At 39.1% G+C, this 14,939-nt stretch carries 20 protein-coding genes; 19 read left to right on the top strand and 1 reads right to left on the bottom strand.

The genetic code is table 11. From position 1 onward, the window contains the following. Positions 1-609: 609 nt before the first annotated feature. From WCV65_RS19360 to WCV65_RS19340, 5 genes are all read left to right on the top strand, one after another. Complete coding sequence (locus WCV65_RS19360; protein WP_338778787.1) at positions 610-837, top strand: hypothetical protein; 228 nt, start codon at positions 610-612, stop codon at positions 835-837. Next, positions 838-1,167 carry a type II toxin-antitoxin system PemK/MazF family toxin gene (locus WCV65_RS19355; protein ID WP_338778786.1) on the top strand — a complete coding sequence of 110 codons (330 nt, stop codon included), beginning with the start codon at positions 838-840 and terminating at the stop codon, positions 1,165-1,167. It abuts the gene before it with no gap. A 695-nt stretch (positions 1,168-1,862) separates the two neighbouring features. After that, entirely contained in the window at positions 1,863-2,027 is a 165-nt protein-coding gene (locus tag WCV65_RS19350) for a hypothetical protein (RefSeq protein WP_338778785.1), read from the top strand. A 112-nt stretch (positions 2,028-2,139) separates the two neighbouring features. Beyond that, positions 2,140-2,427, top strand: coding sequence for a hypothetical protein (locus WCV65_RS19345; protein WP_338778784.1), 288 nt, complete (start codon positions 2,140-2,142; stop codon positions 2,425-2,427). A gap of 108 nt (positions 2,428-2,535) precedes the next feature. Then, complete coding sequence (locus tag WCV65_RS19340; RefSeq protein WP_338778783.1) at positions 2,536-3,045, top strand: hypothetical protein; 510 nt, start codon at positions 2,536-2,538, stop codon at positions 3,043-3,045. A 92-nt stretch (positions 3,046-3,137) separates the two neighbouring features. On the opposite strand, the gene WCV65_RS19335 is transcribed toward WCV65_RS19340, so the two are convergent. Continuing rightward, positions 3,138-3,308: a hypothetical protein gene (locus WCV65_RS19335; RefSeq protein WP_338778782.1), complete on the bottom strand. Its 171-nt coding sequence runs from the start codon at positions 3,306-3,308 to the stop codon at positions 3,138-3,140. Between the two features lie 155 nt (positions 3,309-3,463). On the opposite strand from WCV65_RS19335, the gene WCV65_RS19330 reads away from it, so the two are divergent. The 14 genes from WCV65_RS19330 (at position 3,464) to WCV65_RS19265 (ending at position 14,871) form a co-directional block, all read left to right on the top strand. Continuing rightward, entirely contained in the window at positions 3,464-4,564 is a 1,101-nt protein-coding gene (locus WCV65_RS19330) for an Ig-like domain-containing protein (protein WP_338778781.1), read from the top strand. Positions 4,565-5,373: 809 nt separating this feature from the next. Continuing rightward, positions 5,374-5,760: a DUF5082 family protein gene (locus WCV65_RS19325; protein ID WP_338778780.1), complete on the top strand. Its 387-nt coding sequence runs from the start codon at positions 5,374-5,376 to the stop codon at positions 5,758-5,760. 12 nt (positions 5,761-5,772) lie between these two features. Beyond that, positions 5,773-6,048, top strand: coding sequence for a DUF5344 family protein (locus WCV65_RS19320; RefSeq protein ID WP_338778779.1), 276 nt, complete (start codon positions 5,773-5,775; stop codon positions 6,046-6,048). 25 nt (positions 6,049-6,073) lie between these two features. Beyond that, positions 6,074-7,639: a T7SS effector LXG polymorphic toxin gene (locus tag WCV65_RS19315; RefSeq protein WP_338778778.1), complete on the top strand. Its 1,566-nt coding sequence runs from the start codon at positions 6,074-6,076 to the stop codon at positions 7,637-7,639. A gap of 12 nt (positions 7,640-7,651) precedes the next feature. After that, on the top strand, positions 7,652-8,434 hold the full coding sequence (locus tag WCV65_RS19310) for a hypothetical protein (RefSeq protein ID WP_338778777.1): 783 nt from the start codon (positions 7,652-7,654) through the stop codon (positions 8,432-8,434). A gap of 15 nt (positions 8,435-8,449) precedes the next feature. Beyond that, positions 8,450-8,836 (top strand): hypothetical protein, encoded by a 387-nt coding sequence (locus WCV65_RS19305; RefSeq protein WP_338778776.1) that lies wholly within the window; start codon positions 8,450-8,452, stop codon positions 8,834-8,836. Between the two features lie 20 nt (positions 8,837-8,856). Continuing rightward, entirely contained in the window at positions 8,857-9,801 is a 945-nt protein-coding gene (locus WCV65_RS19300; RefSeq protein ID WP_338778775.1) for a hypothetical protein, read from the top strand. A gap of 11 nt (positions 9,802-9,812) precedes the next feature. Then, entirely contained in the window at positions 9,813-10,244 is a 432-nt protein-coding gene (locus tag WCV65_RS19295) for a hypothetical protein (RefSeq protein ID WP_338778774.1), read from the top strand. A 329-nt stretch (positions 10,245-10,573) separates the two neighbouring features. Next, on the top strand, positions 10,574-10,861 hold the full coding sequence (locus WCV65_RS19290) for a DUF5344 family protein (RefSeq protein ID WP_338778772.1): 288 nt from the start codon (positions 10,574-10,576) through the stop codon (positions 10,859-10,861). 23 nt (positions 10,862-10,884) lie between these two features. Further along, positions 10,885-12,696 carry a T7SS effector LXG polymorphic toxin gene (locus tag WCV65_RS19285; protein WP_338778770.1) on the top strand — a complete coding sequence of 604 codons (1,812 nt, stop codon included), beginning with the start codon at positions 10,885-10,887 and terminating at the stop codon, positions 12,694-12,696. Continuing rightward, entirely contained in the window at positions 12,693-13,319 is a 627-nt protein-coding gene (locus tag WCV65_RS19280; RefSeq protein ID WP_338778768.1) for an SMI1/KNR4 family protein, read from the top strand. Before WCV65_RS19285 ends, WCV65_RS19280 begins: the two co-directional genes overlap by 4 nt. A 101-nt stretch (positions 13,320-13,420) precedes the next feature. Continuing rightward, the gene (locus WCV65_RS19275; protein WP_338778766.1) at positions 13,421-13,921 is read left to right on the top strand and encodes a hypothetical protein; all 501 of its coding nucleotides are present in this window, start codon (positions 13,421-13,423) and stop codon (positions 13,919-13,921) included. A gap of 66 nt (positions 13,922-13,987) precedes the next feature. Next, positions 13,988-14,407, top strand: a complete 420-nt coding sequence (locus tag WCV65_RS19270; protein WP_338778763.1) for an SMI1/KNR4 family protein — start codon at positions 13,988-13,990, stop codon at positions 14,405-14,407. Positions 14,408-14,460: 53 nt separating this feature from the next. Beyond that, positions 14,461-14,871, top strand: a complete 411-nt coding sequence (locus tag WCV65_RS19265) for an immunity protein YezG family protein (protein WP_338778761.1) — start codon at positions 14,461-14,463, stop codon at positions 14,869-14,871. Positions 14,872-14,939 lie beyond the last annotated feature (68 nt).

The raw sequence follows: 14,939 nt of genomic DNA, 5'->3' as shown, positions 1-14,939 counted from the left end.
ATTTGGTGTTCAAGGCTTGAGGTGGAAGGAAGCGTGAGAACCGTTACTATGCTTCCTAAAATAACGACCAGTGCTTAGAAGATCATGATGAAAGCAGAAAACGGTTATCCGATGATGAGGCAAGAGCGGAAATTAGAAAATGTCTTGGGAATCTGGAAATACCGCATATCAAGAGTCTGCCCAGGGAACAGAGAAATACCGTGTTGAGAAAAGTTAAAACCATTACTGGTTTATCTCAAAGGCAGGCTGCGAGGATATTGGGGATTTCTCCGAATTTGATTTTTAAGGCTTGAGGTGGGAGGAAGCGTGAGAACCGTCGCTGTGCTTCATGCCAATTGAATCGCCAACACTAGGCATTGTTCATCATTTGGATTGTGGTAGCCAGTATGCTCAAAGAAATTCCTGGCGATTCTGTGGGCAATTGGGGTGAGGAGAAAGTATTGCAAGTCAATAGGTGAACGCTTACAAAAAGGAGTAATTCTCCCCTTTTTTAAAGGTTGACAATCCTATATCTAATTCGCTATATTAGTTTACACAATTATATTTGTTAGACATTGCATATACTACCATGAAGGTGGTGAGTATGTGAAAAAAGGGAGGTTTTTTAGAATGTCAGTAACTCAACGGAAAAGCCAGGTCCCACGACGTGTCAGGCTTAGCGCTACCGCTTTGAGACGAGCTCGTAACAATCTCAATGTCTATAATCAAAAGCTGTCTGCTTCCATTGATTTCGATTCAATTGTTTCTAATCAAGAGCCCCTTATTATTGGAGAAAACGGTGTAGTTCAAAATTACAATCCGAATAATCCAGTACACAGAAAATGGCTGGAAGATTAAATGCAGATCGGTGATATATATTATATATCGTTTCCTTTTGATCCTCCAGCGCAAGGCGGCAAATTTCGCCCTGCGCTTATTTTAGGTTTCCGTGATAATAAAGCTTTGGCTGTAGCAGTAAAAATAACTAAAAGTAGTCCCAATCAAAATTTTCCGCACCGGGTTCCTATCACATACTGGCAAAATGCGGGGCTTAAATATATGTCTTATGCACAAATCAATAACCCCACTTCGCTTTCCATGACTTCCAAGCCTGTTTACGTAGGAACCATGCACCCAGTAGACTTAAACAAAGTTTTGACTGCATTTTCAAAGTTTCATAGTAAATGATAGTTACATACACATTGGTATGCTGTGTGACTGCTAACCTTAAGCATTATGACGGTTCTGGTGTTTTTTTACATGCAGAGAGCCACCAGTGCAAAACTTTTGGGCGGCCTAATTAGGATAAGAAAGCCATAAAGTATAATAAGTGGCTTAATGCTGCAAGTTAATTCGGAAATCTTTTACAATAAGAGAATAAAAGCTCATAATTAATTTTGTTATGTTTTAATTAATATGATAAATCAATAATGAATGACTCACGTCTCATGCCTCCTTTATCAACTGCATATATGGATATTGTCCCATCCTTTCATTTCTAAGCCTTTCATTAAATTCTTCGAATACCCATCTGGTTTCATCCACAAATACTACTCATCTTTCGACCTTCAGCACTGTCCTTTCTTTTAATCCCATTCTTATATAAGTTATTGACTGCCTCTTTTAAGATATCCATTAATGAAACGACAAAAAATTTATATTAATCATGCTGACCAGTTGAAGGGATGATTGCTGCGATTCTGGCCGCAAAGAAGCTGAAGGTGTGGACGCTTTATATTCCTTTTGATCCAGCCATCCCAAAATTGAGATTCCTGAATTGGAACTGGTATACATCGAAACTTTCCGGAAGTATGCACCGGGACGGTTCTCGTGCTTCTTAGAAGAATGATATAGTACTGCTTTATAGCAATGCGAGAGGAATCATGCATGATTTTAATGAGTATGTCATTGAAATTTCCAAAAAAAAACTGCTCGGCATCATTAAAGGTGTAGACCCATCCTTTTCTAAGATTTTAAGAAATATTATGGCAAAATTCACACCACTTGCATCAGCTGGGATATGGAAGGAAGTAAGCAGGTATATTTAAGCACGTATTTAAAGGAAAGAACCGAAAAGAAATCACCGTTAGGTATATGGTTTTACCGGATATAGAGGACGGAGTTTCCGGTTTTTACACCAATGCTCAGGACTCGAGATGTGTGGAACCAACCAAACCATATTCGAGCGGGGTGTGTCACACTATAGGACATGAATTAGACGAAATCGCTCTAAAGGCAGGCTTTCAAACGAGAGAAGAGTTTGCTGCAGATCGTGAATCTAATGGAGATAAATACTGGAAGAAATCCTATGGAAAAGAGTTATCCGCTGCGGTGGGCAAGAGGCTCGAATCAAAAGGGATAGAATGGGAGATTGATGGCGAGAAGCTTCTGTTCCGGTGCCTGAAAGGAGAGTTTGTTCCATGGCCTCGTAAAAGAAACAATACATAGTGGCGATTTGAGTAAAGAGGGGTTAGATGATCTTCTGTTTCCATCATATGTTTCATGTTACGATCATACAAAGCCCCACCCAATCTCAATACACAAAGGAGCCACCTCATGCTTATACAATGTACGAAAAAACTTCTCGATGAACTAAAAGTAACACCTGTTGAACAGGTGGAGGAAGCAGATCCTTTACTATGCTGGCACGCCAACATGCTGAAGGTTGGCAGGCATAAGTTTCTGATCCTCGTGAATGACAAAAATCGTTACTGCATTGTTCTTTATGGATTGAAGGCCCGGGATAAAAAGAGATTCACTCCCTTAATCCGAGACGCAATTCGCGAAGTGTTTCAATCAGAATTCATTGATGAAGAGATCATCAAAGAATATTTGAGCACATTATCCGAGCTTACTTTTGCCAAAACGAAGGATCGAAAGCTGGTGGCGAGGTTAAATAAATCGTGTGAAATGGTTTATTTCGGTGAAGACTACCTCGATATGGATGCCATTGTTCAGGTAGAAATGAGCAAGTGGATGAGTTCCCTGCTGGTTGGAGATGGCAAGGGCGCTTATTTTTATCCCAATGAAGCGATGTATAAGGATTTAACGGATTTTTTGGGGTAGTCTTTTATCAAATTCTGGTTGGAACTGTTCGAGTGAGTGGAATTATCCAAGGCTGCCTGATCAGCAGCCCTGGAAAAAATTCTATCAATCTCTTAAATAAACAGATTAATGATCAGCATCCCGGCAAATCCGATAAAGGAAGTGATGGTGACCATAAACGTTCTGCCGATAGTTAGGTTAAAGTATTCCTTGTATATCCAAAAACCGGCACCGTTTATGTGGGAGAAAGTCAAATCAACAAGAAATAATTTATTAAAGAGCATTTAAAAGCAGATTTGGATTTTTGTTTGCACTTGCTGGAAAGCTAGTAGTTAGAGGTTTCGGGACTTTAGTTTTGTTCATATTTAGGTACTATTTCCTCCAAAACCTAATATAAGTAATCCGTAGACGAAAAATAAAGCATTGGAGGATGAATCGGATGCGGATGACAAACTTTGGTAAATGGGCCGCTGCCTCAATACTAGCAGCCTCTCTTCTGCTGCCGGGCTCAGCTCAGGCAGCCGGTGAAAGCAAATCAGCTTTTATTGTGAACTTGAAACAAGAGTACAAGACGAACTACAGGAACAGCACCTCCGTCATACATAAGGAGATCTCCAGGTCGTTAGACAAAAAGCTGAAGCGATCTGCCTTGGATGAGAGTGACCAAATCCTCGAGAGGGAGCCGAATGATTACACGCACAATGCAAACGGATTGCCGCTTGGCTATTACGGGGTAGGTACATTTTCCAATCTTGATATCGACGCATGGAAAATTACCGTTCCCCGTTCAGGGGCCATTTGGGTCGGCATCACATCCGGCTACAATGGGGTGAGCGGGACGGACGCAGTGCTGGTCCTGACTGACGGGAACGAAGAGCCGATCTACCCGGCCTATATGGATGAAGACCGCGAAACGGGAGTCATTGAATTTGTCTTTGATCTTCCTGCCGGTGAGTATTTCATCCATGCTTTTGACTACAACAATGCAAACGACGGCGGAGCCTATGCGGTGGCAGCGGATTATCTGGAAGTCAATGCAGATCAAACTCCGCCGGACCGTCCGCGGATGAACAAAGTGGATGATAATGATAAAGCGATAACCGGACTTGCAGAGCCATATTCCGCTGTCGGCGTATACGTGAACGGGAAATATTACGCATCCGACTATGCCGCGGCCTCCGGCAAGTTCAAGGTCTCAATCCGTCCGATCAAAGCAGGCAGCCGGGTTGAAGTCTTTGCGATGGATGAGAGCGGGAACGTAAGTGATCCTGCATCTGCAGTAGTATCAGACAAAACCCCTCCCCGACTGACTGTCAATAAAGTCCGCTCAACGCATACAGTCATATCCGGAAAAACGGAAGCCGGAAGCCGAATCGAGCTTAAAAGAGGAGACAAAGTAGTCGGAAAAGGAAAAGTCGACAGCAAAGGAAATTACAAAATTGCCATCAAAAAGCAAAAAGCCGGAACTACTTTTGACGTTGTAGCCACAGACCGGGCCAAGAATACAAAAAAAGTAACAATTAAAGTAGTGAAAAAGTGAAGAAAAAAGAGCCTGGGCTTATAGTGCCAGGCTCTTTTTGTGTAGGTTGCTGGTGGATGGAAGCTGTGGATTGAATTTTGGAAATTCCATCAGCACATTTTATTTAAGCTGTGTGCATTTCATAAATGAAAATTCAATAAGATCTTCTTTTTTTAACGAAAATTTAGATGATGTTCATTCCGTTTATTAGTGAATTCCATAAATATTATTCAATCATACTAGCCTCTTCAACATTTACTATATTTTTATTCATGTTAATTGGGTAATAGAGCATGTGTTTTGTAGAGGTGGAGGGAGAGTATTTCGGTCATCAAGACTATTTTTTGAAGCTGAGGTTAATAAATAAGGACTTTCTGCCAATTGGGCAGACTGGAAAATAATGATAGGATTTATTGTAGGTAATGATAGAAAATTGACGACAGGTACGGATGAGAGGAGAACCCTGCAGCTCAACATTCCGCTTCCCTCCACAGAAAGGCTCGGAGAAAACAAACTTCGCTATACTGTGGATGGATTAAGCTGCAACTCCATCATCCACCCAATCAACGGCTCTTCACCGAATTGCGTTTAATAAATCTTTTGAATAAATTGTGTAACAACACTTTTTTAATATAAATTACCTACAATAACGATAACTCTCGTAAATACCGTATACATTTTTCTGCAAATTAGCACTTCCCAACTTCTCGTATACTTTTAACTCGAATAGAATGGATTTTATTGGTTTATTATGTATTTATTAGGTTTCTTTAAACCTGTTTATGGGTAAAAATACATAGGTTTTCCACAAGAATAAGGAGGAGAACAAAATGAATGCTTCAGCGCTTCACCTTCAGCTTACAGGCCAAGTAGAGCAATTATATGAGCAAATTAGAGATTATGGAGACAAAGTTAAGCGGCTGCAATCTGCTTCCAATAATATATCTGAGGATCAACGTGATTTTATTCAGAATAAAAAGCAGTTAAATCAGCCTGAACTTTCAACCCAGATATGGAACGGCAAACGCGCTGATCAATTTCAGGAGTTCCGGGAAAAAATGGCTGGTGAATATAATGAACTTTCCAGTACAGATACAAACGAGATTCTAAATGAGATTGAAAGCAAAATAGACTATTACCAAGACCAAATGAATGCCCTTCAACACAGCATTTCAATCTTGAATGTTCAAATAAGCAACATAAAAGAAGAAAGTTGATAGAGGTGACCTATGGAAATAAAACTTATTGAAAGTGAAGTTAAGGAAGCGCTGCGAAAGCTGAGTACCACCGTGCAAAACCTTCAAACAGACAAACAAGAGCTATCATTTTCCCACTCAAGGCTTCAGCTCAAAACGGAAATTGAACAGACAGAGCAAGCTTATTACGAGCTGATGCAAAGCTATCAAGAAATGCTGCTCAAGATTTCACGGGACGCCAGTCAAAAAATCACTGATTATGCGGAAAAAGAACGCCAATTAGCCAAAACCATGGAGTACAGCAGTTGAATTAATTTCAGGAAGGTGTTTTTAGATGAAAGTCATTGATGTGTCAGAGGTTTTAACCACTATGAATCACTCCTTATCGAGAAAAAAAGAGGAGAAAAAACGAGTACTGGACGTTCGGAACGCCTTAAACGAAGTCGTTTTTTTAAGTGATGATGCCCTTTCAGGCCAAGGCGGAAATGCCATTAAAACAAACTTCCGGGAAGTTCACCTTCCTGTAATTATGCTGATTAACCAATTTTTAGACACCTATACAAATGAACTGGATAAAGTGATGGAGATGATTTCTGAATTTGAATCACATAATGGATATATCCAGGAAGATTTTCTCGTGCATGAGATAAAAAACGGTTTATCTTCCTTTGAGTCTGCCGCTAAATCAATCACCGCTTCGATCAACAAGGAACTTGGCAGCGTTAATGATCTGGTAAGCCCACCTCCCCTATCCTTTGATATCCTGGAAAATTTCATTTCAAATGCAGAGAAACACACGAAGGATACAGTTGATCAACTTCATCAAACGGATGAGAAAGCAAGCAAGAGTATAAAAGATGTAAACAATGATTTGAGTGAAATAGCGAGGCTTGTTTCACAGGTTAAAGAATGGAGCAATGACGGGGTTTTTTTAAGAGAATCTACATTGAACAAGATTGAGAAGTACTTTGATGAAAATGATAAACTTGCTGAGCTTTTGGATTCAGCATTGGAGTTGTCGATTGAGCAGGGTGATAATACTTTCTTAGGAAAATTAGCTGATTACCTGGATAAAGCCAGTAAGCTTGTCGGTATAAAAGATGCCACAAGAGGGGCTCTGGCAGCCGTGATTCTATCCTCAGGAAGGCTCGTTTTCGAAGAGAAAGGCAATGGGAAATATGCGATTAAAGCTGCTGAAGCCTGGAAGCAGAACTCAAGGGGAAAGTATGATTCAAGGCTCGCCTCAATCATTTACAAAGCGTTAAAAAAAGGTGAAAAGGTTCCGGTTAATTTTATTAGCAAATATTTTGATCAATTTGGAAGTGCACCTGCAAAAGTACTCAAAAAGATTATTGGCCTTCATCCTAATACTACTACCAAAAACTTTTTAACGATTCTTAAGGAGTCGCATCCGTTCATCGTTTTTGATGAAGCAAAGGCCGCTCAATATGGGAGGTTCCCAATTGATATAGGCAAGACGTTGTCACAAGTAAAGGTTTCCAGCTGGAAAAGTGTATTAAAGAGGGTACCTTATGTTGGTCTAGCTGTTTCTGTAGCAACCAACGCAGGTGAATTCGCAAGTGATGAGAACAAATATAAATCAAAGGCGGAAGTGAACGGTAGATTTGCAGCCGGACTTGGAATGGATGCAGGGGTAGCGGGTTTAACTGCCGGAGGGGCGTTTATAGGGACAATGATCTGTCCTGGGCCCGGAACCGTCATCGGAGGAGCGGTCGGTGCAGGGATTGGCATTGTCTCTTCAATCGCATTAGAAGACAAAGTAAAAGAAGCTGGCGGAAAAGCCGGAAAGTGGGTTGAGGAAAAAGGAAAAGAAATAAGCGAAAAAATGGATAATGTAGGTAAAGACCTTCAGCATATGGTATCAGGATTGTTTAGATAAGGGGATGAGTATATGCTACTTATGGAAAAAAGTATTTCTTTGACGACCGATGAACTAGCTGCCGTTTTGGCCTTATGCGGCTTTGAAGATATGGCTACAGATGTATTCAATAGTAAGGAAGTACTGATGAATCAAGACTTATTGGGCGATTATGCTCAAAATATTGAAGCTTCGTTAAAGATAAAAGGATTTTGGGATCCAGAAAGAGATTCTTCTGTTCCTGAGGGACTTGAAAATCTTATTACCTTAATCGCTCATTCAAAAAAGAAAGTTCGTTTTGTAAGCGGACAAGAAGTACTTTTTCTTCATCAGGCAAGCAAGTCTGACGTGGTTGCTCAATATATTAGTGATGGCATCCATCATTTTCGCCTGTCTTCTATAGAAAGTGATATAGAATCTGAAATGAAGGAATTTCTTCATATTAATGCGAGTAGTGCAGATCCTAAGCTAGAACAACTGCTGTTAACTGAAGAAATTTTCAATCAGCTCCATACTATTAATGAAGAAGCCCACGAGCAAATTCTTCAATCCAAAGTCCCGGATTCTCTAAAACGTTTTTTAGAAGACTTCAAGAGAAACCATTATGAATTTAACAACCTGTCCTTCCTCGATTCAAACTTTGCACAAAAAGAACTGAACGTGACTTCTGTCATGTTTTATTTAATAGAGAATGGATATGTATGGTGGTTAGATTATAATAAAGTCGAAGAAGATAAAATATATGTACTGCCAATCTCTGTGAAAGAGTTTATGAGCGTGATAATGGATGCTTTGAATCAATATTTTAAGCGGTAAGTTCAGGAGGTTCTTATGGTGAAAGAAAGGGCGTACGGATATGGAATCGGGCTGGTGTTTTTAACGCTAGTCAGTCTCCTAATGGGCAGTAACGGCATTCCTTATCCAAGTTCAATCCTATTGCTTCTCTTATTTATTAACTCTATTTTTGCATTATTTTCAATTATCATTCCTAAGCCTATTTTGCGGCTTTATGAAACGAATGTATTTGAAAATAAACGGACAGTTTCAAACTATCTATTTGAATTTTTAGCTGTTGCTTTTTCTGGTTTGAATTATTATACAACCAATGTACTATACAGGCTTCCCTTATTTATAAGGCTTCCCTTACATATTCTTTTTTACCTTCTGCTTTTGTGGCAGCTATTTTTAGCAAGCGGGTTATACATGTTTAGTGAATAAAGAGGAAAGGAGGAGTTCTTTTGGAGAAAATAAGCACCTATTCTGCTGAAGAAATTCTAAAAGTTTGTCATCTTTTAAAATTACATAATTTGTTCAAAAGCTATGCTGAAGAAAATGAAATAAGTGCTCAAAAACTGAAACAGATTAAAAAAGAAACAGACAGCTCTTACTTTGGAGAAAGGTATAGGGAATTAAGAGATTATTTGGAACAAATCAATACCTATACTTATAGAATGAAAATGGAACAGCCAAACTTCTCTCAACGGTTATTTTTCAATTCATTCAGAAATAAAAAGTGGCTTTGCGAAACTGTTCAACATGGTTATTATTCTTATTCGTTCAAACAAACAAATGTGAATATAATAAAGGAACTAAGCAATTTTTTTAAGCTGGATGAAAGCTCTGAAATCAATGATTTAAAGGTTAATGTAAAAGTCAGTACAGCCTATTACAATGGCATTCACCTCATGCCTGAACAAGAGTACCTTGATATGATGCGTGATCCTCATTTATCTGAGACGAACCAATTATTTCTAAAAGACTTTTTAAGGAACGAGAGGCAGATTAATTCTGTTGCCTTGAGTAAAACAACTGACATGCAGCATAATCTGTATGGAACTGCCTTTATTCCTTCAGGTAACACATTATGGCTGATTGAAACGGATAAGTCGGATGTTTTGTTTTTGAGTTCTTCTGTAACGGGCTATTTGAACATGGTCCAGTCGGATATCAAGTCGTTATTAACCTCAGCCGGAGACCAAAAAAACGAGGCGAAGTTTGGGGCTCTTCCTTTCTTAAGAAACAGCAGTCTTGTTCTTCTTGGAATAATTATTCTGTTTTTAGTCAATGTACAAATGTGGCAAGATTATCGGTGGTTCATGATGGTTTTGTTCTGGGCTCAGTTCCAGATTTTAATCGTCCTATTAGCATTTATCATTAAAATAAAACCATCGCCAAAACATTAAAGGGGGATATCATGTCCTTTCTCAAACACTTATTCAACATAAAAAACAATACAAACCAAGAAACGATGGACAACCTGCGCAGCTTACATAAAGAATACTCCTTACAAGATAAGGTCTATGAAAAATTGATTCCTTATATGGAATTAAAATTTGAAACCGTTAAAGAGGAGTACCGGTTTGGAAAATGGCTAAGTGATTGGAATTATGATGCAGACGGAAGACTAATGTTTCTCTATGAAAAGTTAACAGTACAGGATTTTATCGATGCTCAAAACAGTGATGATGAGATTCTTGTTCAATTAAGAGAGGAAATTCAGTTCTTTGATTTTATTCAAAAGAAAGAAATTCCAAGTGAAGTTCACACTTGGGATGAGGCTGCACAAAAGGGCTATCATCTTCTAGCTGAGGAGCTTCAGCAGTATATTTTGATTGCCTTGAAATAGAGTAAAAGTTTCTTATAAAGAAGCGTCGGGAGGGTTCTCGACGCTTTTTGACGTTTATCTACTTTTCCGTCCATCCACCTCCACCTTCATTGCATCCCCTATCCTCTTATATTCCTAGCGAACTTAAAAAGACACGCTATCTTACCGCTTCATTAGTGGGTTGAAAATCATACAGATTACGAGAATGAATCGAAGCATATTGGTTATATAAGACTATATTTTGTCGTATCTCTCACCAAATAAGGACTTTCTTCCAATTGGGTAAATTGGAAAAAAATGATAGAATTTAATGTAGATAAAGATAGAAAATGGAAGGCAGGTGCGGATGAGTGGAAACCCTTATTAAACTGAAGCATGCGGATGTCGTGGATCAGCTTAATCAAATAAGCCAGACGCTTGAGCAGCTCAATCTTCCGCTTCCCTCTACAGAATTGCTCGGAGAAAACAAACTTCGCTTAACTGCGGAGTGGATCAAGCGTGAGAATGAGATTCATAACATGATTGAAGAATACAAGAGGGCGGTTCAAAAGAACATTGAGGATACGAGGGCGAACATCGATTACCTCCGGGAACAGGATGAGTCGATTACCCATTTGCCAATGGGCCCGCTAAAATAAATGAGGAAAGGTAAGCGTGATTCATGCCGAACGTATATGATTCAGAAGCCTTGCTGACGACAATGAACGAACGTGCGGAACAATATAAAAACCTTGCCGTGCAGCTGCAGTCTCTTAATGAAAAGTACACGGCCATTATCCAGGATGAAGAATTCCAGGGGAATGGAGCCGAAGCAATTAAAAGCTTCTACCAGGAGCACACGGTCCTCGTTGGAAAATGGTTGGATTTTATTACTATGCAGCTCGCTTTTATTGGGAGCATCGAAGGGAAAATGGAGGACTCCAGTCTCGCTCAAAAAACCTTCATTCGAGAGGAATTCCTGGAGGGAGAGCTGCGAAACTCGATTGAAAAATCAAGGCAAATGGTTGAAGCGCAAAAAGAAGACCTTACCCGAATCTTGTCAGGCATCAACGACATCCTTTCATTGGAGGTATTCTCTTCCAAATCATTTGAAGTAAACATACATAAAGCCTCCAAAAATTCCGTTGAGACCACTGAAGATATGCATAAAGTAGATATTTCTCTCACAGACGATTATGCAGTCTCTGAAATGAATCAGGTGCTCATCAAAAACTTCTACACCCAGCTGACTGGAGCCACTAAAGGCGCAAAAGGCGTAAATCCAATGGGATTCGATGCCGCTGCATTCAGGAGCGGAAATGTATATAAAGACATCGCTCAGGCTGACCGGAATGCATTAGTCTTCGTAGAAGCGAAAAACAAAGAATTTAAAGCGAGAGAAATCAAGGAATTAAAAAGCAAACTCGATGTCTATAAACTTTCCCAAGACGAATATCTCGAAATTGCCAAACAAATAGGATACAAAAACCTGACCGACGAACAGATGAGCAACGTAAAACGATATGAAAGCTACAAGCGGGACCGCGAAATAGCAGACGGAATAAAAGACGGCTTCTACCTCGCGGGCAAAGACTTCGTAGTCGGCATCAAAGACATGGTCACCAAACCCCAGGAAACCTTCGGGGCTATGGGCAATTCCATCATCCACCCAGTCGACACATACAGCATCATGTCCAAAGCCATCGAAGAATCCTGGACCCGCGACGTCATCAACGGAGACGCCAACTCCAGATCCCGCTGGATCAGCTATGCATTGGGAACTGTGGGGACCTCGGTTGTGGGAACGAAGGGATTTGGGGCTGCGGCGAAGAGTGGTGCGGCTGCGAAGGTGGGGAATGTTGCTAAAATTGCAGCTAAAACAGGAGTGAATAAAGTTAGCAAAGCTGCTGTGAATTTTACTGAGAACTTTAATATTAATTACGGTACATCACCCGCTTTTGTAGGTATACCCGGAAAAATTCCTACTAATGTTTTTAATGACCACAAAATAAAAGAGATTTTATTGGTTAAGGCTGAAGCACTTAAGAGTCCTCTGGAAAGAATAGAACAAAGAGGATTCGCAAAAAGGCCAGGAGGATATTTTGCAAAAGATATAGATGAACATGGTTATTTAAGCCCTGGTGTAAATAGGGCACCAGGACATAAGAATATTGCTGCCGACAAAAGAGTACAGTCTCACCATCCTATTCAAAATGAATGGGCTAAAAGATGGGCTATAAAAGAAGGGATTGAATATAACGAAAAGAAAGCTCCAGCTGTTCTTTTGCCATCTAGTTCAGGTTTTCCTCATGCGAAAATTTCTGCTCTCCAAAGACAAAGAAGAAAAGTAATGGGATTTGAAACTGATATTAGAAGCGAATTTAACATAAGTTATAAAGAAATGATAGAAGCTGGAGTTGCTGAAAAAACTGCAAGAAAAGTCACAAGGGACGCATATAAATATTTTGATGACCTAGGAGGTTTCACGAAATGATTGATCTCTCAAACATTCCTAATCTAATACTCAACTCACCAGGCAGTGAATCCGAAATACAGAAAATAGAACAATCAATGTCTGGTCAGCTCCCTGATGAATATAGACAATTTTTAAAGCAAACAAACGGTTTCTCAATAGGTGGAGGTATTGCAATTTACGGTACTGAGGACATTGAAGAACGAAATGAAACTTGGGAAGTAGATGAGTATGCAAAGGGATATGTAGCTATAGGAGACGACGGCGGAGGAAATGTATTCCTCATGAAGCAAATTAGGGAAGACAATCGAGTAATAAGAGTTGATTCCGGCACTATGGATCCGGTTCATGGCAATGAAATTTCGGCAGACTTTAAAGAGTGGATTAAAACTGGCTGTAAAAGCGAGACTTTGCAAGCAACATCAACAGATGAATGCAAAATTATATTGAAAACTGTTCCTGCTAATGGAATAAAAGACTTAATAAAAATTAAGACTGTTTTAGGAATTGATATCTCTTCAGCCGAATTGTTAAAGGGGTCAAAAAATGTTCCTTATACTCTAGTTGATGGATACCCTTACGGGAAAGCTAAAAAGCTAGTCGAAAAGCTAGGGGTTATAGGAGAAACTTTGGAGTTAAATTAGAATATTCTTAAAGACTGCTGTTAATCAGCAGTTTTTTTATGATTTATGCCCTTTACGAGCAAGTTTACATGAGACTGTATGAGGTGAAAGTATGAATAGCAATGACTAATGAAATGGTTGAGTTATATTTTCTTGAGCCTGAAGTATCCGGCAACCACGGTGAACAAACGGTTTATGGATCAGCAGAAAACGTGAAAAGAGAGGGAATCTCCGGAAAGATTCAGTTTTTGCATTATGAATTCCAAGGCTGGCTTGGAGATGATCTAGCAGAGGCGACGCCTGCCTTTATCATATCCAGCAGGCTGGAAGAAGCATTAAGGAATAGCCATTTAAAAGACTGCAAAATAGAACCCTGCTTAATTACAGCCTCAGACGAATTCAAAGAACGGCAGCCGGATATAGCGATCCCGGCCTTCTATAGATGGATCCCGCTTGGAACAATAGATGTAGAAGGTCAAACCTATAAAAATTGGTCAGGACATCATTTTTGTTTGTCAGCAAAAGGTGAATTAGTAGTTACGAAAACAGCTCTTGATCTTTTAAAGAAATTCTCCATGGATCACTGTGATGTTATTCCATTGACACCAGTTCAGATTTCATAAAACTTTAAAATTGATTCGGTTGAAAAATGAGATGGGTAGCAGCCACCAGGCCTATGAGGTGAAAGTATGAATGAAAAAATTAAAGCAATGATTCATGCATATCAAGAAAAAGGTGATTTTACGGGTGGAATCTCTGAAATGTCTATATGTAATGCTGAACAGAAATTAAACTGTAATTTTCCTATTGAATATAGAGAGTTTATTAGAAAATATGGTTCAGGAGGTATTTGCGGGGTTGAAGTGCTTGGAATTGAAAATGAGGATCATGCCTCGGTAGTGAAAAACACAGAAAAATATAGGAAGCTCGGTCTATCAAGGGAATACATAGTGATTGAATACATAGATGAGTTTATATATTATTTACACATTAAGGGAAATGAAGTGATTAGATGGGATGAGTTTAGCAAAGAGGAGATAATTAGGTACGAATCGTTCGAATTTTATTTAGAAGATAGCTATAGAGAGGCAATTGAAAATCTGGCTTGAATAATTCTTTGAACAAAATTGCGAATCCAGCCTTATAGAAAAGAGGGCATCCAATGGAAACGAGAGTAATGGAAAAAATTTATCTAGGAATTGCAAATGCCTTAGTGGATATAATCCCTGAAAAGTGGTTCAAACTTTACCTATATGCTGAAGTTAGAGAGGGCTATAAAAAAGTATTTTACTATTATTACCCTGCTCCAGGAGAAAAACCAATTTATAGTAACGATCTTTCTGAGATTTTTGGCATAAGTGAAACGGAATTTGATCAACAAGAAAGACCACTTTACAAATATTTTTCTGAATTACAAGAAGAGCATAAATTGCAAAACCAAGTACCTTGGACAAACCTTACTTTAATTTTAGAGAGTAATGGAAATATGAAAATTAATTATGACTACAAAGATATTTCTAAGACTAGTCCGGTCGAGAAACAGGAGTATTGGGAAGCTGAATATTTAAGGTAATCATTTAAATTAAGTACCGATCTATTCGGTGTGGTGTATTCTTTTAAAGAGGGTTAAGAGAATTTAAA

Origin of the sequence: Metabacillus sp. FJAT-52054 (assembly GCF_037201815.1) — a bacterium.
Classification (GTDB): Bacteria; Bacillota; Bacilli; order Bacillales; family Bacillaceae; genus Metabacillus_B; species Metabacillus_B sediminis.
This window is presented reverse-complemented; position numbering and strand designations above follow the sequence as displayed.